The organism is Pedobacter paludisoli (genome assembly GCF_052344095.1).
In the GTDB taxonomy this organism is placed as follows: domain Bacteria; phylum Bacteroidota; class Bacteroidia; order Sphingobacteriales; family Sphingobacteriaceae; genus Pedobacter.
Genome location: NZ_CP179926.1, coordinates 3835769 through 3856601 on the forward strand (window position 1 = coordinate 3835769; position 20833 = coordinate 3856601).

General features: G+C 36.6%; 14 protein-coding genes. 6 read left to right on the plus strand and 8 right to left on the minus strand.

All coding sequences use genetic code 11. From position 1 onward, the window contains the following. Positions 1-572: 572 nt before the first annotated feature. From ACJVDK_RS15780 to ACJVDK_RS15795, 4 genes are all read right to left on the minus strand, one after another. Positions 573-3449 (minus strand): PD-(D/E)XK nuclease family protein, encoded by a 2877-nt coding sequence (locus tag ACJVDK_RS15780; protein ID WP_443937627.1) that lies wholly within the window; start codon positions 3447-3449, stop codon positions 573-575. 1 nt (position 3450) lies between these two features. After that, positions 3451-6669 (minus strand): UvrD-helicase domain-containing protein, encoded by a 3219-nt coding sequence (locus ACJVDK_RS15785; protein WP_443937628.1) that lies wholly within the window; start codon positions 6667-6669, stop codon positions 3451-3453. A gap of 163 nt (positions 6670-6832) precedes the next feature. Beyond that, entirely contained in the window at positions 6833-7609 is a 777-nt protein-coding gene (locus ACJVDK_RS15790) for a tRNA threonylcarbamoyladenosine dehydratase (RefSeq protein ID WP_443937629.1), read from the minus strand. Positions 7610-7671: 62 nt separating this feature from the next. Next, positions 7672-8322 (minus strand): TatD family hydrolase, encoded by a 651-nt coding sequence (locus ACJVDK_RS15795; RefSeq protein ID WP_443937630.1) that lies wholly within the window; start codon positions 8320-8322, stop codon positions 7672-7674. A gap of 95 nt (positions 8323-8417) precedes the next feature. Here ACJVDK_RS15795 and ACJVDK_RS15800 point away from each other — a divergent pair, with 95 nt between their 5' ends. Further along, on the plus strand, positions 8418-8945 hold the full coding sequence (locus ACJVDK_RS15800; protein WP_443937631.1) for a thioredoxin family protein: 528 nt from the start codon (positions 8418-8420) through the stop codon (positions 8943-8945). A 55-nt stretch (positions 8946-9000) separates the two neighbouring features. On the opposite strand, the gene ACJVDK_RS15805 is transcribed toward ACJVDK_RS15800, so the two are convergent. From ACJVDK_RS15805 to ACJVDK_RS15820, 4 genes are all read right to left on the minus strand, one after another. Further along, positions 9001-10740: a glycoside hydrolase family 3 protein gene (locus ACJVDK_RS15805; protein WP_443937632.1), complete on the minus strand. Its 1740-nt coding sequence runs from the start codon at positions 10738-10740 to the stop codon at positions 9001-9003. A gap of 234 nt (positions 10741-10974) precedes the next feature. After that, on the minus strand, positions 10975-13107 hold the full coding sequence (locus ACJVDK_RS15810) for a DPP IV N-terminal domain-containing protein (RefSeq protein ID WP_443937633.1): 2133 nt from the start codon (positions 13105-13107) through the stop codon (positions 10975-10977). 256 nt (positions 13108-13363) lie between these two features. Then, on the minus strand, positions 13364-14794 hold the full coding sequence (pyk, locus tag ACJVDK_RS15815; protein WP_443937634.1) for a pyruvate kinase: 1431 nt from the start codon (positions 14792-14794) through the stop codon (positions 13364-13366). A gap of 148 nt (positions 14795-14942) precedes the next feature. Then, positions 14943-15362 carry an IPExxxVDY family protein gene (locus ACJVDK_RS15820; protein WP_443937635.1) on the minus strand — a complete coding sequence of 140 codons (420 nt, stop codon included), beginning with the start codon at positions 15360-15362 and terminating at the stop codon, positions 14943-14945. Positions 15363-15520: 158 nt separating this feature from the next. On the opposite strand from ACJVDK_RS15820, the gene ACJVDK_RS15825 reads away from it, so the two are divergent. The 5 genes from ACJVDK_RS15825 to ACJVDK_RS15845 all read left to right on the plus strand — a co-directional run bounded on the left by ACJVDK_RS15825 (position 15521) and on the right by ACJVDK_RS15845 (position 20480). Then, positions 15521-15757 (plus strand): acyl carrier protein, encoded by a 237-nt coding sequence (locus ACJVDK_RS15825; protein WP_008508386.1) that lies wholly within the window; start codon positions 15521-15523, stop codon positions 15755-15757. Between the two features lie 22 nt (positions 15758-15779). Next, entirely contained in the window at positions 15780-17033 is a 1254-nt protein-coding gene (gene fabF / locus ACJVDK_RS15830; RefSeq protein WP_443937636.1) for a beta-ketoacyl-ACP synthase II, read from the plus strand. Between the two features lie 95 nt (positions 17034-17128). After that, positions 17129-17857 carry a ribonuclease III gene (gene rnc / locus ACJVDK_RS15835; RefSeq protein ID WP_443937637.1) on the plus strand — a complete coding sequence of 243 codons (729 nt, stop codon included), beginning with the start codon at positions 17129-17131 and terminating at the stop codon, positions 17855-17857. A gap of 486 nt (positions 17858-18343) precedes the next feature. Next, complete coding sequence (locus ACJVDK_RS15840) at positions 18344-20098, plus strand: hypothetical protein (RefSeq protein WP_443937638.1); 1755 nt, start codon at positions 18344-18346, stop codon at positions 20096-20098. Between the two features lies 1 nt (position 20099). Further along, a complete protein-coding gene (locus ACJVDK_RS15845) occupies positions 20100-20480 on the plus strand; it encodes a hypothetical protein (RefSeq protein ID WP_443937639.1) in 381 nt (126 codons plus the stop codon). Positions 20481-20833 lie beyond the last annotated feature (353 nt).

A 20833-nucleotide genomic window follows, 5' to 3' on the forward strand; every position in this document is an offset into this window, starting at 1 on the left:
TACATTGTTCGCAATTAGATTTGACGCCAAAAATTAAAAGCCATGCTAATAATTGGATTTGACGACGATAATTAAATACATTGTTCGCAATTAGATTTGACGCCAAAAATTAAAAGCCATGCTAATAATTGGATTTGACGACGATAATTAAATACATTGTTCGCAATTAGATTTGACGCCAAAAATTAAAAGCCATGCTAATAATTGGATTTGACGACGATAATTAAATACATTGTTCGCAATTAGATTTGACGCCAAAAATTAAAAGCCATGCTAATAATTGGATTTGACGACGATAATTAAATACATTGTTCGCAATTAGATTTGACGCCAAAAATTAAAAGCCATGCTAATAACTGGATTTGACGACGATAATTAAATACATTGTTCGCAATTAGATTTGACGCCAAAAATTAAAAGCCATGCTAATAACTGGATTTGACGGTGATAATAAAATGCATTGTTCGCAATTAGATTTGACGCCAAAAATTAAAAGCCTTCCCTATATTCATCGCAGTTGGCTTCAGCCAACAGTCAAATTATTAAAGAATCTGGCTTTAGCCAAAAAATAGTTACTTCCCGAATAAGGTTTTGTAAATAGAGTATTTGTAATTATCGGGAATGGCGCTTGCTTTAAAAGGTGTTGGACCAAATAGTTCTGCTAATTTTTGTTGTAAATTGACTAAAAATTGCGGCTTTATTTCTTCTAAATAATCGCCTGTGAGTACTTGCTTGCCCGATTTAAACCATACTCCGCCCAATTTTTTATCGTTCATGGTTTTTACAATGTATAAGTTGGGTTCAACCGCGGTTTTACCCGAAAATTGTTCGTAGGCATAGGTATAAAGTAAGGTTTGTATCAAGGCTTTGTTGATGTGTTTTCCATCGCTATTGAAGAGTTCATCTACATCTTTAAAGGCTAATTTATCCGAGCCGGTTTTATAATCAACAATTTTGGTAACGCCATTTTTTTCATCCACGCGGTCGATGTAGCCAAATATTTTTATACTTTCTTGTTTGCCGTTTAATTCAAAATCGATCTCGCTTTCTATTTTTTGCTCCAAACTGATTATTTTAAATGGAGTTTGTTCCAAGTCTTTTTGCAAAATAATATCGACATAGGCCTGCACGATAGATAAAATTACTTTCTGCATGCCTTTGTATTCCATATCTAATTTTGAATGGTTGTACATGATTTCGCTGAAGGCCTTTCGAATAAAAACAGGCACATTTTTTTGTTGCGCTTGTATGCGGTTGCTGGTAATTTCTTCGTTGCGTAAATCGGCGTAAAAATATTCCATCACCTTGTGTAAAATGGAGCCAATTTGGTTAGCTTCTATTACGGTGCTTATTTCCTCGGGTTCTTTAATTTCTACAATGTAGCGAAAGAAAAAGTCGATTGGATTGGAAATATACATCGTGATGGCAGATGGCGATAACGCTTTGGTTTTACGAAGGTATGCTTGCAGCTTATTTTGGATAAAATCATTACCTAGCTTTTCAATTTCGACGTTTTCGGCACTTTCAGTTTTTATTTCCAATTCCAATTCGTGATAGCTAAAGTTAAAATTACTTTCGTATTCCAATTGTTTTAAAATTCTACTTACTTCGCCGCTAGTCGATTCATCGCTTAAGCTATTGTAAACCAGGCTTATGTTTTTTGCTCGTTGGATTAGGCGATACACCATATACGAAGAGATGGCATCTAAATTTTCGAGCACTGGTAAGCCGTAAACCCTCCGAATACTGTCGGGGATGAAGCTGCTACCAATGGAAGATTTTGGAATAATTCCTTCGTTGAAACCTAAAATGACTACGTTGTCGAAATTGAGGTTACGAGTTTCTAAAAGTCCCATTACTTGTATGCCGTTTAGCGGGTCGCCGGAAAGAGGTACGGAAATACTTTGTAATGATTTCTGAACAAGTGAAATGATAAAGGGAATTTCTTCTTGATTTATTTGCGGGTTTAAAGTGTCTTCTAAGCGGTTGAGTTCTTGCAAGGTTTTTACAAAAAGCTCCGCATCAATTTTTTTCAGTACTTGTGCGTTGGATAATCGACTGAGTACAAAATTGAGCATTTCCGATAAGTTAGATACTACTTTTTCCGAGGATTCTATCTTTTGGTAAAATACTTGGAACAATCCGCCTTGGCGAATTAAGCGGTCGTATTCAATTTCAGTTTGATTTTCTTTTAAAAGCGCTAGCTGAATTTTATCACGCATTTTTTGAGTTAATCCACTGAGCGGGTGGGTTAAAAATGCTTCTACATTTTTATGCGAAACTTTACTGTGATGTAAAAGTTCTAACTGACTATTGAACCATAAATCGGCCAGACCAAAAATACTGGAGCTGGATAAGGCAAAACCAATGGTAACGTTTAAATCTATTTTTTGTTGGTTGTAATGCGTTGGAATGGTTTGCAAAGTTGGGATTAACAAACTTTCATCGGCCAATACAACAACGGTTTTTCCAATGCTCTCGTTTTGTTGATACTGGCTTTCGAGAATGGTGTTTAAAATCTTAGCTTGCGCCGATTGTCCCTGCGCTTTGTACACCTGAACGTGATGCTCGGCTGTTTTGAATAGGCTGTCTCGTTGTTCTAAAACATTTTTTAACGCAAATTGCTGCATGTTTTTCCGCAGGAATAATCCTGCTTCTTGTAAGGGGTCATTTAAGTAATAGCTATCGGTGTCAAAATAAAACAAGGCTTTACCAGTTTCCTGTAGTTGGGTAAATAATTTTGCTTCGGCACGACTTAAAGCATTAAACCCAACAAAAATGATTTTTCCTTTTTCAAAATCAGCTAAAAACGCAGTATGCTTATGCAGGTTGTCGGCTAAATAGCGATATACTGAGCCATTGGTTAAATAACCTTGTTGTTGTAAAGAAGCATGAAATTTATGGTAAAGCTTTGGCATTCTACGCCACATTTTAATGAAAAGCTCTTGTTGCTTTTTATGCTTTCCTTCTGAATAGGAATTCCAAAATTGGGATACAAATTGATATTGCTCGGGACTTAAGTAATCGAAGTCTTTGTTAATGACAGAAATGTCTTCTAAATCGCGGTAAAGTTTTTCGGCATTTACTAAATCGGCATCAATTTGACTGAAATCGGATAATATGATTTTAGCTAAAGGAAAAAATTTATGGCTACTAATGGGCTCTAGTTTTTCTTCTTTGAGCAGTTGATTGTATAATTGGTGGAGTGTGAAAAATTGCAGGTAAAAATCAGCTATTTTAAAGGTACTGGCTTCGGCAAAAAAATCTTGTATGGTAAAAATTTGAGGGCAAAAAAATGGTTTTTTTATGCTGTTCGACAGGTGTTTTTGCAAATAGGAAGCAGGTCGTTTGTTGTTAAAAACGATGGCGCAATGCTCTAAGTCGTTGCCAAATTTGGCAATTAAATCTTCCGCTACTTCTTGTAAAAAAGGGGTAATCTGCGCAGTCATGTTATACTAATTTCAATTTGCCTGTTTCAGCGTAAAAAAGATAGGTTTTAATGTTTTGGTAGCCCATTTCGGCAAAAAGGCTTTTGTAGGTGTTAAGTTGCTTATCGTGCTGAACACTTTCTTCAAAAGTAAATTTATAATCGAGAATGATAACCTCTTCGTTAAGCATTACCACCCGGTCTGGCCTATAAGGTTTCCCGTTTTCATCAATAATGGTTTTTTCGATGATGTTTTTACTTGGGCTTTCTAAAATTGCTTTCAATTCGGGATGGTTTAAGGTTTTTACAGCCGAATCATAAAAGCTTTGCTGTTCGTCAAGTTTTAGCACACCTTGCAAAACCAAATTGGCGATGTAGTCCTTTGCTTGTTGTTCGGTAGTGGCATTAGCTAAAATATCGTGTAAAATGGAGCCATCGCGCGCCGATTTTTGCATGTTTAGCAAATGCAGTAAGTGTTTATCTTCTGTAGGGACATACAATTCTGATAAACGCGTGGTGGTTGGATACGATGCTAATTGGAAAACGTTTTCTTCTTTCGGCTTGCTGTTCTCTGGTGTAAAATCTATTATTTCATAGAGACCATTTTCGTCAAATTGCGTGTCTAATGCAAAGTTCAATACATCACCCATGTTGCTGAGTTTAAATTCTTTTTTAGCCATGGTGGCGATGTACAGATAATTTTTTGAGCGAGTGGTAGCCACGTACAGCATGTTTAGCGCGTCGATATTGTTGTAGAGTAGCTCTTCATAATAAGCTTCGGCAACGACCGATTTGGCTAATTTTTCATCGTATCGAAGTGGAATACTTTTGAGGGCTTGGTATAATGTGTTTTCCGTTGATACCCAAAAATTGCTACCTGGTTTTCCTTTAATTTCCCAGTTACAGAAAGGAATGAAAACCGCAGCAAAAGCCAAGCCTTTGGATTTATGGATGGTAATGATCTGTACGGCATCGGCACTTTCTGGCGAGGGTAATGATTTTTTAATTCCATCTTCATCCCACCAGGATAAAAAAGCAATAATTCCTTTCTCGCCCATTCGGGTAGCATTGGCTGTTAAATCTCTAAAGGCCAATAAATAAGGTAAATGCTGAATTTGTTCTTTTAAGCCATAGGCATCAATTAAATTTTCAATTAATTCGGCAAGGGGCAATTGCAACCAACTTTGCCATTGCAGGCAAAGATCTGGAGGTAATACAGCGCTTAAATTACTGAGTGTAGTGCTGCTGAGATGAGTAAAATCGCTGGCTGCGGTTACTTTTTTTTGTAGCTTGTGGTAAAGTGAGATACAATTGGCTTTATACAATGCCGATTGTAAATCAACACCGACCAAAACTTTAAGGGTATTAATAATTAACTGAATGGCCGAATTTTTAGAAATTAACAAAGCATCCCCCGATAAAACAGGTAAATTTTCTTCCATTAATCGTTCTACAACCAAGGCAGCTTCAGTATTCGAACGAACGAGTATGGCTATATCTTTTAGCGCATATTGCTGTTCGTTTCGCAATCGATGAATTTCTTCAATTACTTCTTGTAAGGCAATTTCACGAAAAGCTGTTTCTGTAAATCTATTTTCTTCTGGAGTGTCATCGGCCCCAAATCGTTTTATTTTAATGGTGCCACCTTTTTTGGTAGTGGCTGCTAAATTCTGGCTTGCGCCCGCATAAATACTTGGAATAATCTCGTCGTATCGCTTGCTTTGCCACCAGGATAAAATATTTCCACCTATTTGGCTTACATTTTTATTTAATTCCGTTTGCAGCGCTCGCGGAATAGATTGATATAAGAAGTTGTTAAACACGATAATGTTTTCAGTACTCCGGTAATTTTCGGCCAAACTATCATCTAAAACATTGTGCTCGCCAACATCCTCACGTGCTTTTTGATGTAAGATATTCCAATCGCCATTACGCCAGCGATAGATGGCCTGCTTGGTGTCGCCCACTATTAGGTGGTCAATTAAATCCTCACTAGGGGTGGCAATGGCATTGGTTAAAAGTGATTTAAAGCTTGACCATTGGCTGGTTGAAGTGTCTTGAAATTCATCAAAAAGAAAATTTCTATACCGATTGCCTACTTTTTCCCAAATGAAGGAAGGGTTTTCTCCGGCATCATCCGTAATTCCGGTAATTAATTTTTGCGCATCGCTAATTAACAGATTGCCGTTTTCAACACGATATTCCTTTAATAAGTTGGCAATTTCTTGCATCAAACGGAGGTAGTATAAATTTTTGTTAAAAGCTACTGCAAGCTGATAGCGAGGCGAAAACTGCTCATAGTGATGTTGAATTGCCTTTAAAATAGGGTTGATGCTTTCATAGATTTCAGCGCCTGATACATTTTTTTGAAACCATTCTTCCGGTTCGTCAACCAGTTTAAATACATCTTCTATTTTTGTGATATCGTCTTTCGAGATAATTTTTAATTTGTTTAATGGCGACCTTGATTTTCCTTTTAATTGGTCGGTTTCTACGCCATATACATCCATTACTTCTTGCGTATCCTTTACCAAGCGAATAATTTCATCTTCAAAATTTTTTATTTCCGTTTTAGTGTTTTGGATATATTGGGCAAATAACGAATCTAGATTTTCTTCGCCAATTTCGGCTACGGCCTGTCCAAAAATTTGAAAGCGTTCAGAAAATATTTCGGAGGTTAATTGAAATAACTCACTTTTATAATCCCAGCTTTTATTGTTGTTTATGCGTTCAAGGGCTAAATCAATAATCCATTGCAGTAATTGAGGTTTATCGTTTAAGCTTTCATCCAGTTTATCAACGAGGTCGTTTTTGACTTTGTCGATATTCATTTCTAAGGTATAATCTGCATTTAGATTGAGCTCGAAAGCAAAGCCGCGAATTACTTTTTGAACAAAACCATCAATGGTGCTTACCGAAAAACGACTATAATCATGTAAAATTTTACGGTAAATTTTATCGGCTTTTTGTTTTAATTCTTCAGGTGTTAAATTTGGGTAGGCTGCTAAAATTAATTTTCGATAATCGTCAATTTTTTTTGAGGTGTTACCTTTTGCCAAACCAATTAAGACTTCTAAAATCCGTGTTTTCATTTCTTCAGTTGCCTTATTTGTAAAGGTTACGGCCAAAATTTCACGATATTTTGTCTCGCTGCTGAAAAGAAGAGTCAGGTAATGAGTCGTTAAACTGAAGGTTTTACCAGAACCAGCAGAAGCTTGAAGTATTTTTACAGGTTTGGGCATGTGGGGTTTTAATTTCGATTTTTAAACTTACATTATTTTAAAATCTTCTCGAAATAAGGATATCCACATTGTATGGAAAAAGGCATAAAAAAGCACTAAAGCCTACTTCCTAATGAGGGTGGAAACTTTAGCACTTTCAACGTTTTTTTTATTGAAACAACCTTTATTTTTTCTTTTTCTTCTTTTTGATGCGCGAAGGGCGTTTTTCCATTTCATATGGAATGTTCAGTAAATCGCGGATCACGATTGAAGCACAAGCTCCGCCAAAGGCGGCCGGCAAATATGAAATGGTTCCATAGGCCGAACGCTTAAAATTGCTTCCGTCGGTTAAAATAAGCGACTCTTTTTTTACTTCTTCGATCGAAAAAACCGCCTTTACATGTTTTAAAGCTTCTACTTTGTTTAGTCGTTTGCGTATATAGCTCGCAAATACGCATTGATAGGTTTCGGGCAGGTAAGTAATGCGTAATTTGGTCGGATCTACTTTACCTCCGGCGCCCATCGAACTTACAATGGGTATATCTTTTTTTAAGGCAGTTGAAAGCAAGGTCATTTTTGGCATTACACTGTCTATACAGTCCATAGCATAATCGTATGGCGTTTCAAAAATCTCTACGCATTTATCAGGAGTAAGAAAGCTGTTTACCACGTGTAATTTCAGCTCGGGATTAATGGCTAGCAAACGTTCGCGCATAATTTCGGCCTTGCTCACACCGTGATTTGTTGCCAAAGCAGGTAATTGTCTGTTCCTGTTACTTGGATCTACCACATCGCCATCAACAATGGTCATTTCACCAATGCCTGAGCGACAAATAAATTCAGCGGCAAATGAACCAACACCGCCCAATCCAACTACTAAAACATGTTTGTTTTGCAGTTTTTCAATTCCATCGTCACCAACCAATAACGCAGAACGCGAAAGCCAACTAACATCAGACATATACTTTTATTTTTGACAAACCTGTGCTTTCGTTCGAAGCTTTTTGGGTTCGCCTTTGTTAATTAAATCAGATTTATTTTTTTCCAGTTGGCAAAAATACATGCTTTCAACTCATCTACCGAACATTTTTTTAAAATTGCCACTTGAGTATAAATTTCTTTAATAGAAATTTGAGCATCGTCTGTTTCCAGAAAAAAATTGTCTAATGTTGAAACGAGTTTCGCAGCACCTGAATTTTCCTTTAGAATAGCGACTCCAAACGATAAGAAAAAACCTTTTTGCAGCAATTGTTTGCCTAAAGCTTCATGTTTATCGAAACCATGAATAATCATCGGTACCTTTACGTTTAAGCGGTCTTTAATGGCTATTAATTCGGCAAAAGCTTTTACGCAATGAAGTATGAGAGGCTTTTGTAAACGCTCGGCCAAGGCAATTTGACGCTCTAAAATTTGTATTTGCTGAGGTAACGAATCGCCTTTCAGTTTGTCTAAACCGCATTCACCAATGAGTTTAACATGGCTTTTATCCGCTTCACTTTCTAAAATAGCCAAGTGTTTAGGTAAATCGTTCAGGCTGCTATACCATGGGTGTAATCCTATTGAAACAAATTCTTCAGTGTTAAACGCTATAGAATCATGCCCAGCAGAAATGCTTCGAATACATAACGTATCTGCATGTGGTATGGCTTGATGAGTATGGATGTCTAAAAACATAATTCCATTACAAATGTAGTTGCTCTGTAAAGAATTTGCTAATAATCTATTGAATTTGTAGTCTTTTTTATATTTGCTTAAATCTTTTTAGTAAAATGAAAAAAATAATCATCCTATTAGCTGCTGTTTTAGTTACAACGGCTAGTTTCAGTCAAGAAAAAAAACAGGGCGTTCATATTTATAATCCACAGGCAAATGCTAAGGCAGATATTGCTGTAGCAGTAGCAAAAGCATCAAAAGAAAATAAGCATGTGTTTGTACAAGTAGGCGGGAATTGGTGTACTTGGTGTATTGCCTTTCATAATCTTGTAGATACAACTGCCAGTTTAAAAAAGATATTTACAGATAACTACGAAACCGTATTGGTAAACTATAGCCCAGAAAATAAAAATGAAGCTGTTCTGGCCGATTTAGGGTATCCACAACGTTTTGGCTTCCCGGTATTTTTAATTTTAGATGGGAAAGGACACGTATTGCACATTGAAAATTCAGCGTATTTAGAAACCGATGAAATAGGTGCAAATGGTAAAAAGAAAGTAGGACACGACGTTAAAAAAATCACCGCTTTCTTAAAAAATTGGAATTATGCCGCCGTTCATCCGCAACCAGCAAAAGTGAAATAGAAAAATATCAATGACAAAAAAGGGAGAAGGTCGCAAAACCTTCTCCCTTTTTTATTTAAAGGCCATCACCAAACTTGAACGAAGGAGCCACACTTACGGGTAATTTACCAGTAGGGTTTAGTCGGCTATTTATAACTGCTGCTCCTGCAATTTGCATGTAATCTTCTTTTTGGTAGCCAACAAGTAAACCTTTGCTATTTTCTAATCCCGGCAGGTTAGCTAAATTATACGGATTTGCAAACAGCGCAAACACTGCGTTTTTAGTGCTTAGTTCTTTAATAAAACTTTTCACCCCGTTGTTAAGCGGTATGTTGTTGCCCGGACGTGACCGGGTATCATGAATGCTAACAATTATTTGCGAAAACGCAGCGGCTTCGCGCGCTATATTCGAAATTTGCTGCGCCGTAGCATCTTTATCCAAAACATAATAAACCGAATTATAGAAACCTTTCGATACTTCCTTTTGGAAAGCGGTAACACTTGGTACACCAATGCTAATAATAGCCGTTCTTCTTATTGGGATAAGGTTTTTAATATAGTCCTTGCCGCGCAATAACGTAACCGACGCGTTGGCTAGCTCTTGAATTAATGCATTGCTAGCAGGTCTGTTTAAGTCGGTAACAATGTTTTTAGGATCAATCATCTCTTTCCTATAAACTCCTGTCCAATACTTTGCGGTTAAAATTTTGCGAACACTCTCATCAATCACTTTCATATCCAATTCTTGATGCCTAACGGCCTTACGAACTAAAGTAATTGCTCGCTCACTGTTTTCTGAAAGCTCTAAAATATCGTTTCCGGCAACAATGGCCATCAAATCAGCTTGTCCGCCCTTAAAATACTTAACAACACCTTTCATATCCATCGCATCAGTCATAATCAAGCCTTTAAAACCTAATTTTTGTTTTAGAATGCCCGTAATAATTGGTTTAGATAGGGTAGAAGGTAAATTAGGCGTATTATCCAACGATGGAATATTCATGTGTGCGACCATAATTCCAGAGGCTCCTTGCTTAATGAGCACTTTAAACGGATACATCTCCAAGCTGTCTAAACGCGCAGCACTAAAATTTAGCTGCGGCAAGTCGTAATGAGAATCCACGTCGGTATCCCCATGTCCCGGAAAATGTTTCAACGTAGTAATTAAGCCACCTTCTTGCAAGCCTTTCATGTAGGCGCCTACTTTGTTGGCCACATTGTATTTATTCTCTCCAAAAGAGCGATAGTTAATAACCGGATTTTTGGGGTTGTTATTTACATCCGTTACCGGAGCTAAATTCATTTGCATCCCCAAACGCTTAAAATCCTTTGCCACTTCTAAACCCATTTTGTACAAAAGATTGTTGTTTTGAATCGCTCCCAGTGTCATTTGGTACGGATACGAAATTGTACTGTCCAAGCGCATTCCTAAACCCCATTCTCCATCATTCGAAATAAGAAGGGGTATTTTACTAACTTTTTGATATGCATTGGTTACAGCTGCTTGCATGCCTGGGCCGCCCTGAAAAAATACCACGCCACCCAATTGCTCTTTTTTAATAACCTTGCCAACCGAGTCGATATATTTTGGCCCTAAATTGGTGTGGGCACGCACAAAAAATAGCTGAGCAATGCGGTCTCTGCGGCTCAATTTTTTAAAAACAGAATCAACCCACTTTGGTTGATTCGCCAATAAGTCTAGATATGGTTTTTGTTGTGCATTGGCCATAAAAGCCATTCCACACAAAGCAATGAGGGAAATCGTTTTTTTCTTCACGTAATATTTATTGAAACTGCCTGCTAAATTAAGCATCATAAAACGAAATGAGTATAAACCATGTAAATATTGCGTTGCTTATGTAGAAAATCAAGTGCTGTACATTTGTTAATGCACGTCCCGCCCTCCATTGCAAATCCTCGGTCGTACCTCCCTGCGGGTTTTACATTTAGGTCGGGTTTAGGTTGAAGGGTTGCTGCAACAAGCCTCATTCGCCTAAAGAATAAACAAAAAAAGCAGCCGAAGCTGCTTTTAAATGATGTATGCGGTTTTTTAGCGTAAAGTACCCATTTGATAGTCTTTCGGAGGCGTTGCTCCTAACAAATGCTGAACAAAATAATCCCAACGACGACGCATCATATAAGGAGAGTGGGTACCGTATCCGTGTCTGCTATTTGGGAAAATCACCAAATCGAACGATTTGTTAGCCTTTTCCAACGCTTCGGCTACCAATAAGGTGTTGTACGGAGGAACGTTATCGTCCATCATTCCGTGTACCAACATTAATTTCCCTTTTAAATTTTTTGCATAGTTTTGGTTTGCCTGTGCTTCATAATCTGAATTTTCAACTAGGCCATTGTAGCGTTCGCCCCAATCATCCTCATAATTTCTGTTATCGTGGTTGCCCGATTCTGAAATGCCTACTTTAAAGAAATCTGGATAACGGAACATGGCTGCAGCGGTAGCAAAACCACCACCCGAGTGACCCCAAATTCCTACTTTTGTGGTGTCCATCGGGAATTTAGTAGAGAGCTGTTTGATGGCTGCAATTTGATCAGGCAAAGTATTGATAGCCATGTTACCATAACTCATGTCCTGAAAGCTTTTTGAACGCATCGGATTACTGGTGCCTTCTATTACCACCACAATGAAACCAAGCTCAGCCAAGGCTTGATTGTCGCCTCTTGCAGCTGAAAACGACCAACTGCCTACACTTCCGCCCTGTGGACCTGGGTAAATGTAATCGATAACCGGATATTTCTTCGTTGGATCCATTTTTGTTGGCGTAAAAACCAAACCATAAATATCGGTTTTTCCGTCGCCAGCCTTTACCGAAACAGGAGTAGGCGCTTTCCAACCAGTGGCTTCCAATCTGCTAACACTCATTTTTTGAAGCACTGTAATTAATTTGCCATCTATGCTGCGATAGGCGCTTACTTTAGGAACATCGGGTTGCGAGTAAGTATCAAGGAAATAGTTTTCCGAAGGAGAAAAAGTAATTTGATGATCGCCTTTATCTGGGCTTAGTAAAACCAAGTTTTTACCATTGAAATCAATTTTATATAAATACGTAAAATACGGATTACCAGGCTCTCTTCCATTCGCTAGGAAATAAAGAACGCGTTTTTTTTCATCAACTTTAACCAATTCAGTAATCGTCCAATTGCCTTTTGTAATTTGGTTTTTTACCTTACCAGTAGTTGCATCATATAAATACAAATGCCCCCAGTTATCACGTTCCGAAAACCAAAGAATTTCTTTTGTGTTTGGCAAATATCGCCAGTTAATAGCTCCTTGTCCCGATTGAAATTGTGTTTTAACTGTTTCTTCGAAAACTTCACGCACTTGGCCTGTGCGCGCATCTGCAATACGAAACTTTTCTTGCTTATGATCTCTCGAAGTAGAAACAAAAGCAACTTCCGTTCCATCGGCTTTCCAATCAACATCATCTAAGGTTCCACTGCTCGAAATATCATCGCTTAAGGAAGCTCTGTGTGGATCTGGATCAATGTTTAAAGCAATAATTTTAGGGTTTTCAACGTCGATAATTACCCTGCGGATGGTGGCAATAACTTTGTCGCCCGGCAAAGGATATTTCCATGCTTTAAGCTCCGGGGCTCCTACATTGGTGGTTACTAAATACATGTTGCTCACCTTGCGCTCATCCTGTTGAAAGGTGAAAATCTTTTTCGAATCTGGCGACCATCTTAAAATTGGAGCAATACTATGCTTCCAGCCAGCATTATCTGTACCGTAACCGTAATCTTTAACTCCATCAGTGGTTAATTGAGTCAATTTGTTGGATTGAATATCTTTTACATACAAGTTATAATCCTTAATAATTATTGACTTTTTGCCATCCGGCGATACAACTTCCGAAGGATCTCGTCTTCTCGTAGGAATCTCGTTATCATCGTTGCCATATTTAGTAGTAAGTGTTTGGGTTTTCTTTATTGGATCCACGATATACACTTGCTTTTGGTTATTTACTCTGGTTTTATACCAAAAACAATCGTTATCCAACCAATCAGGAAGTATCGAGAAATGGTCTAAATATTTTAGGGTATTATTCATCAAAAAGCCTTCCGCACGTCGGTAGTCAGCTTCCGTGATTGTCTTCTCCTGTTGTGCTTGGCTCAATAATGATAAGCAACAGGCTGTAAAGGTTAATAAGTATTTATTCATAATAAGTTGGTTAAGAGTTCTAAAAATTAGGTTTTCTTTTTTGGATCCTATTTTTAGAAAGGCCGTCAAGTTAAAAAATAAAATTAATTCTAGCAATCATGAACAAGGGCGTTGTACGTATCGATGTTTGTATTTTGCTGTTTTTTAGGGAGGTGGGAGGGGTTTTAGAAAAGAACGAATCCTGTTGGAATAAGTACAAAAAAAGCTCGGAATAAGTATCTTTCCGAGCTTTTTTTGAAAAAACGTTTATGATTGATTAATCAATTACTGTAATTTTTAACATGTTTGTTTTGCCTTTTGCTTCAATTGGCACTGCTGCGGTATTAATCACAATATCGCCTGCTTTTACTAATTTCTTGCTTTTTAGAATTTCGTTAACATCAATAATACTGTTGTCGGTACTTTCAAATTTATCGTAGTAAAAGCCTCTAACACCCCAAAGTAAGCTTAAGGTATTTAACAATGAGCGGTTACCTGTAAAAATAAAAGTTAAAGCTTCAGGGCGGTGACTAGAAATTTCGAAGGCAGTGTACCCGCTTGAAGTCATCGAAACAATACCCATTGCTTTGGTTTGCTTGGCTAAGAAGCAAGCTGAATCGCAAATGGCATCGCTTAAGAATAATTTTGATTTTGGTTTTAGGAATTTATCCGGATTGAATGGATAATTGTTCTCCTCAATGTTTTGGATAATTTTTTGCATCGTTTCAATAACGATTAATGGAAATTCTCCAACCGATGTTTCACCGCTTAACATTACCGCATCAGCACCATCTAAAACAGAATTCGCTACGTCGTTAACCTCTGCACGCGTTGGACGAGGAGTAGTAATCATGCTTTCAAGCATTTGGGTAGCAATAATTACCGGTTTAGAAGCCTCTCTACATTTTTTAACAATCATTTTTTGTAGTAACGGAACTTCTTCCATCGGACACTCAACACCCAAATCGCCACGGGCAACCATGATACCATCTGTTACTTCAATAATTTCATCAATGTTTGCAATTGCTTCAGGTTTTTCAATTTTCGCAATTACACGAGCTGTTTTACCGCGCTCAGCAATTATTTTTTTTAGTTCGATGATATCTTCGGCTTTACGCACAAATGATAAACCAATCCATTCAACATCATTTTGAAGTACAAACTCTAAATTTTCGCGGTCTTCAGGCGTTAAAGAAGGAATTGAAACTTTTGTATTTGGAAGGTTAACGCCTTTTCTTGAGGTTAAAATACCACCATGAACGATTTCGCAAACTACTTCATCTTTTAAATTGGTAGATAAAACTTTCATTTGAAGTTTCCCATCATCTAATAAAATGATTTCGCCTTCTTTAACATCTTGTGGGAAATTTTGATACGTAATATAAATACGCTCTTCGTTACCAATGCACTCGTTGGTTGTGATAATGGTGGTTTTGCCGTTAATTAGGTTAATTCCTCCTTCTTTTACTAAACCAATACGGATTTTTGGGCCTTGTAAATCGGCTAATATTCCTACGTTATAATCGTGTTTTTTATTTAAATCGCGAATCGTATCTAAAACTGCTTGATGATCTGCTTGTGATCCGTGTGAAAAGTTTAAACGGCATACATCTAAGCCGGCATTAAACATACTGAATAACACATCTGGTTTAGCAGATGCAGGGCCTAAAGTGGCAACAATTTTGGTTCTCGAATGAAAAGGTTTCATTTAATTATTTGATTTAAGCAATGCGATTTATACGCTAATTCAGAATAAAATTAGCAAATGGCATTCAATTTTATATAGTATATTTTGTTATTTGTTCTTGTTTGTTGCGAACAAATATAGTGTATTTAATACACCAAGTATACAAAATTTATATTACCAAATTTTCTTTGCTCTTTAATTTGCTGGGATCTATTTTTGCAGCCACCTGTATATCAGATAGTTTATTGAGTTCTTGAAGAAGGTAATTTAGGTCTTCACTGTCTATAAATTCTCGAATGATGATAAAATAGTCAACATTACTCATTTCGGGAACCAGTAATCCATCGCTACTACGGTTGCTTAATAGGTAATATTCTACCTCGCCTTGCTCTACAAAGAAGTAATATTTCGAAAAATACCATGCTGGTTCATCAATATTGAAAAAAATTTCATGGTCATCTATCTTCTCAAAATGCAGTCCTAAACGCGTATTGATTTTATGACAAAAAACGTAGTCTTTTAGGGGCGCCGTTATTGCAATTAGTATAAAATCAAGGTCTAACGTTAATTTTAGGTAGGTTTTATTCAAAGCAAAATAAATTATTTACAGGGCAAAATTAAAAAACTAATTCTATATTCGCTCTGTTATTTAGGTGGCAAAATATGCGATCGAAATAAAAACATTTGAAAATTGTAAGAATTTATTTTTCTTTGCACAGAATTATTTAACCATTAAATTATAAAATTATGTCTGATATTGCTTCAAGAGTTAAGGCTATTATCGTAGAAAAACTAGGTGTTGACGAAAGCGAAGTTACGCCAGAGGCTTCATTCACCAACGATTTGGGTGCAGATTCTTTAGATACTGTAGAGTTAATTATGGAATTTGAAAAAGAATTTAATGTAGCTATTCCTGATGATCAAGCTGAAACCATTGGTACAGTAGGTCAAGCAATTGCTTATTTGGAAAAAAACGTAAAGTAACAAACACGCTTTTTTAGTATAAATGGGATTAAAAAGAGTAGTAGTAACAGGGCTGGGTGCGCTCACTCCTATAGGCAATAATGTTCCTGAGTTTTGGGAAGGATTGACTAACGGGGTGAGTGGCGCTGCTCCTATTAAGAGTTTTGACACTGAAAAGTTTAAAACAAAATTCGCTTGCGAGGTGAAAAATTTTAATCCAGAAGATTTTTTGGAGAAGAAAGAAGCGCGTAAGCTAGATCCGTTTGTACAGTATGCTCTTGTAGCAACTGATGAGGCTGTGAAGGATGGTGGTTTTGATTTTACGAAATTAGACACCAACCGTATCGGCGTTATTTGGGGTGCAGGCATCGGTGGATTGAAAACTTTTTTAGACGAGATTAGTAATTTCGCCAATGGGGATGGTACGCCACGGTATAACCCATTCTTTATTCCTAAAATGATTATTGATATTGCTCCAGGGCATATATCAATTAAATATGGCTTACGTGGGCCAAATTTTGCAACAGTTTCTGCATGCGCCTCTTCTACCAACGCCATGATAGATGCATTTAACTATATCCGTTTGGGTATGGCCGATGTAATCATCAGCGGAGGTTCTGAAGCCATCATTAATGAAGCTGGAATGGGTGGCTTTAACGCCATGCATGCATTATCAACACGTAACGATGATCCGCAAACTGCATCGCGCCCTTTTGATAAAGATCGTGATGGTTTTGTTGCAGGTGAAGGTGCGGGAACTATTATTCTCGAAGAACTTGAACACGCCAAAGCAAGAGGTGCAAAAATTTATGCAGAACTTGTGGGTGGAGGTATGAGTGCGGATGCAAATCACATTACTGCTCCACATCCAGAAGGTTTAGGGGCTACGATGGTAATGACCAATGCGTTAAAAGATGCTGGTTTACAGCCTGCTGATATTGATTATATCAACGTTCACGGTACTTCAACACCGTTGGGCGATATTAGCGAGGTAAAAGCAATTGGAAATGTATTTGGTGATGCCGCATACGACCTGAACATTAGTTCTACAAAGTCGATGACCGGCCACCTTTTAGGTGCAGCAGGTGCAGTAGAAGCGATAGCATCAATTCTTGCGGTGAAAAACGACATTGTTCCTCCAACAATTAATCACTTTACGGATGATCCAGGCTTTGATCCTAAATTGAATTTTACATTTAATAAAGCGCAAAAACGTACCGTTAATGCTGCTTTGAGTAATACATTCGGTTTCGGAGGTCACAATGCTTCTGTGATTTTCAAAAAGTATGAAGATTAATTTGAACAGCGGTTCGATATAATTTTGGTATGCTTGTTAAAAATAGATAACTTAGTTAAGTATGCTAGTTAGCCTTTAATTGTGTTATTAACTTAATGCCGATATTAAAATTATATAAACTTTATATCTCTCCCGAAAAGGAGTTTGTAAAAAAGCTGAAAAATATTTTGGGCTTTGTGCCAGGCAATGTTGCGCTATATAAAATGGCGTTTAGACATCGTTCGGTCGCAAAAATCCTTAAAAATGGCAGCCGAAGTAGCAATGAACGATTGGAGTTTTTAGGAGACGCTGTATTAGGTTCGGTAATTGCCGAATTACTTTTTAAACATTACCCATACAAGGAAGAAGGTTTTTTAACCGAAATGCGATCGAAGATTGTAAATCGGGCAAATTTAAACCAACTAGCCAGAAAAATGGGATTCGATAAATTGATTCAATTCGATCAACGATCTGTAAGCATTCAAACCAAGCATAATTCTATGCTTGGTGATGCTTTTGAAGCCATAATTGGTGCCATTTATTTAGATAAAGGATACAATTTTACCAAAGATTTCTTATTGCGCAGAATTGTAAAACCTCATATCGATATTCACACACTCGAATTAACCGAAACAAATTTCAAAAGTAAATTGATTGAGTGGTGCCAACGCCACGGAAAAGACATTATGTTTGAATTGGTTGAAAATGGAGAAGGTGAAAGCGCCAAACTTTTTACGATAAGCGCTGTAGTGGAAGGTGAAAACGTAGGTACTGGAAGAGATTACAATAAGAAGAATGCCGAAAAATTAGCCGCTGAAAAGGCTTGCGAAACGCTGAGTATTTAGTAATTTGGCTGTTTATCTCATTTATAAATCCTGCTATTTGCTCAATTATCCAATGCATTTTGGAAAATTGCTTCGAGCGAAAACAAAATTCTTTATTTCAAACTAATTTTCATAGATAATCTTGTTCGCTGGAAAAAGAAAAAATTAGTAATTATTTTTTTACACTGTTCAAAATTAGTATCTTCCAGAAAGTAATGGGTATGGAGGGACTATTAGTTCTTTTTCATTTCTCCATTCTTTATTAAGTTGCTTAATTTTTAAGAATTGAGCAAACATCCCCGTTTAAAGATATGCATCTGCAACAGATATCTTATAAACGTCCATCCAACCATCCCGCAATACTTATAATCAACTGCTTTCAGGATAATGTCTTGACGGCATTTTGCTTATTAAAAACCATTTGCAATACGAAGTTTTATGTCTTGGATAAAAAAACTATTCAGCAGTCAATCTGCTTATCTTTCTACCGAAGAAATATTCGATCCTTTGAATCCTGCGCTTCAAAACGATCCAGAATATCGTGCTCAAATGGAAGCCATGCATGCGCGCAACGATATGGTGCAGATACAAGAAGAACGTAACAAGAAAGAAGAAGCAATAGCCGATCAATTGGTTGTTATACAAGGGGCAAAAATAAAAATGGGGGCACATTTGGGTGAACTCAAAGTTTTAAATGATGTACCCACTACACAAGGTAAATTAACCGCAACGGTTGTAGAAAAGCAGATAGCCAACTTTACATTTTATGATGGTTTTCAATTGCTCAGCATCAACGTCGATTGGCAAAATCAGGGCAACTACAAATTGCAAGACAATGAGGTGCTGATCAAAAAATCGACCTTGCAGGTTACCGGAAAAATGCCTGGCAATAACCCGCCTGAAAGTGGTGCGATTGAATTTATGGATTCTGGCCAAATCAATATACCCGAAGAAATTGATACCACAGGAGCGCCTGTGCCACCAACTTTACCTCTAGATTTCGACCTGGAACTGGAACATGTAAAAGAAGATTTTGTGCCTTTTGGAATCCCTAACTACGAAGGCGCAGCCGAAAACGATAAGATTAGGTTTAAACTAAGGGTAGCAGGTGAGGGCATTAATTCTTGGCACTTAAAAATTAAACAAGGTGACAATTTAATTTATGAGCTTTTTTCCCGTTCAATCGAATTTGAAGAGATCACCATTAATGCAAAAGCAAATCCAAATGGCTCTAACCTACCTGTTTCACCAATTGAAAACACTGTGCAGGAGAAAAGATTTTGGCCTGCAGGAACCTATTTGATTGGTTGGGATGGCTTTGATAAGAATGGTATTTACGATAGCGCGCGAATGAAAAGCAAAGAAGGTTTTACAGTAAATATTATGGGACAGGGTAATTTCCTTAAAAAGGAATATACCCTAAAAAAGTCAATTAAGTTTAGCCATAAAGAAGTGGATTGGGTGGATGTGAGAATTGATAAAAACAGGAAAAGAATTGATACAACTTTGAGAGTTAACCTTACTGATGGAGGAGCGGAGGGATTGGAATGTATAACAAGAGACATAGATGCTGATCCAAAATTTAGAGTTCCGGTAACGGAATACCCCTGTGATAAAATATCTAAAGAGGCCTTAGAATATTATGGGATGCCTCCAATTAAAATGAGAGCAAGGTCATATGAAGAATTAGAAAATTTAGCATTGCAGGGGATTAACTATTTTTGGTCTAGAAATTCTAAAAATATAGGAAATGGGGTGAATATTGGTTCTGAAATTTATGAAGTATATGTCGATGCAAAAGCAAATAAAAATGGTTTAGCAGCACCTAAGATAGTTTATCAAACCAATTGTGAAGAAGGAAGATCTAGGAATTTTGAAGCTTCAAGAATATTATTCTTTTATGAAGGATATTTGTATAGAAGTGATTGGATTGATTATTCTAAAACCCATGAAAGATATAAAAATAAAGGGTGGAAATATAAAACAGCAAATATTGAAGATTATAAAATGGTATCTGCCCATGAAATCGGACATGAAATATTACTTGCTTATGGGGGGCATATTTATTCTAAAGCTCATAAAGGAACCACCACAGGTATAAATATGCTTACTCAGGATGTAGATGATGATGCTCCAACAATTTATAATGACGGCAAAGAAATAGATTTGATGAAATATTATCAAAATTATTATGATATTCCTAGAACAATAATATCAGAATTTGATTTATTAAAAGTGATTTGGCTAACCAAATTAAAATAATATGAAGTTTTTTATATGCTTGCTTTTTATTCCTGCTATTATTAGTTGTAATAAAAAATATGTGATTTATAATGCTGTTAAAGGAAACCTATTATCCTCTAACAATCACAAACCAATTAAAGATGCAAAAATATATGTTGCAAAGTTTTCCTCAAATAATTTTGACACAATTAGAACTTCAGCAAATGGTAGTTTTTTTATTGATGGACTAGAATTAACTCGTAAATATTTGAATGAGCAGTTAAATTTATCTTATGAATATAACATTGAAAAGCACGGCTTTAAGAAAAAGACAATTATTATTAAAAACTTAAAAGAAACAAGCAAGAATAAACTTGATACTATCGATTTAGGAAATATTTATTTAGAGAAAGAATATTAATAACAGTCTAAAAAGTAAATTTTATACACGGTCTAAGTAATAATTCAACAATAATCGGATTTCTGCCTCAGAAAAAGATGTTCTGAGTTTGATTTGGCTAACAAAATTTAAAATAAATTAAAAGATATGGTGAAAATTATGCTCTTAATAATGGCAATAGGTTTAGTTAGCTGTTCCGAAAAACATGGATTTATATGCGATGAACAATCAAGAAAGCCTTTGGAGGGTGTTATTATTGTAGATATAACCGATTCTTCAAAAATATTTTTGACAAAATCAGACGGAAAATTTTCATTTTCTGACTGTAATAATTTAGTTATAAAAAAACTGGATACATAGTAGATACACTTGAA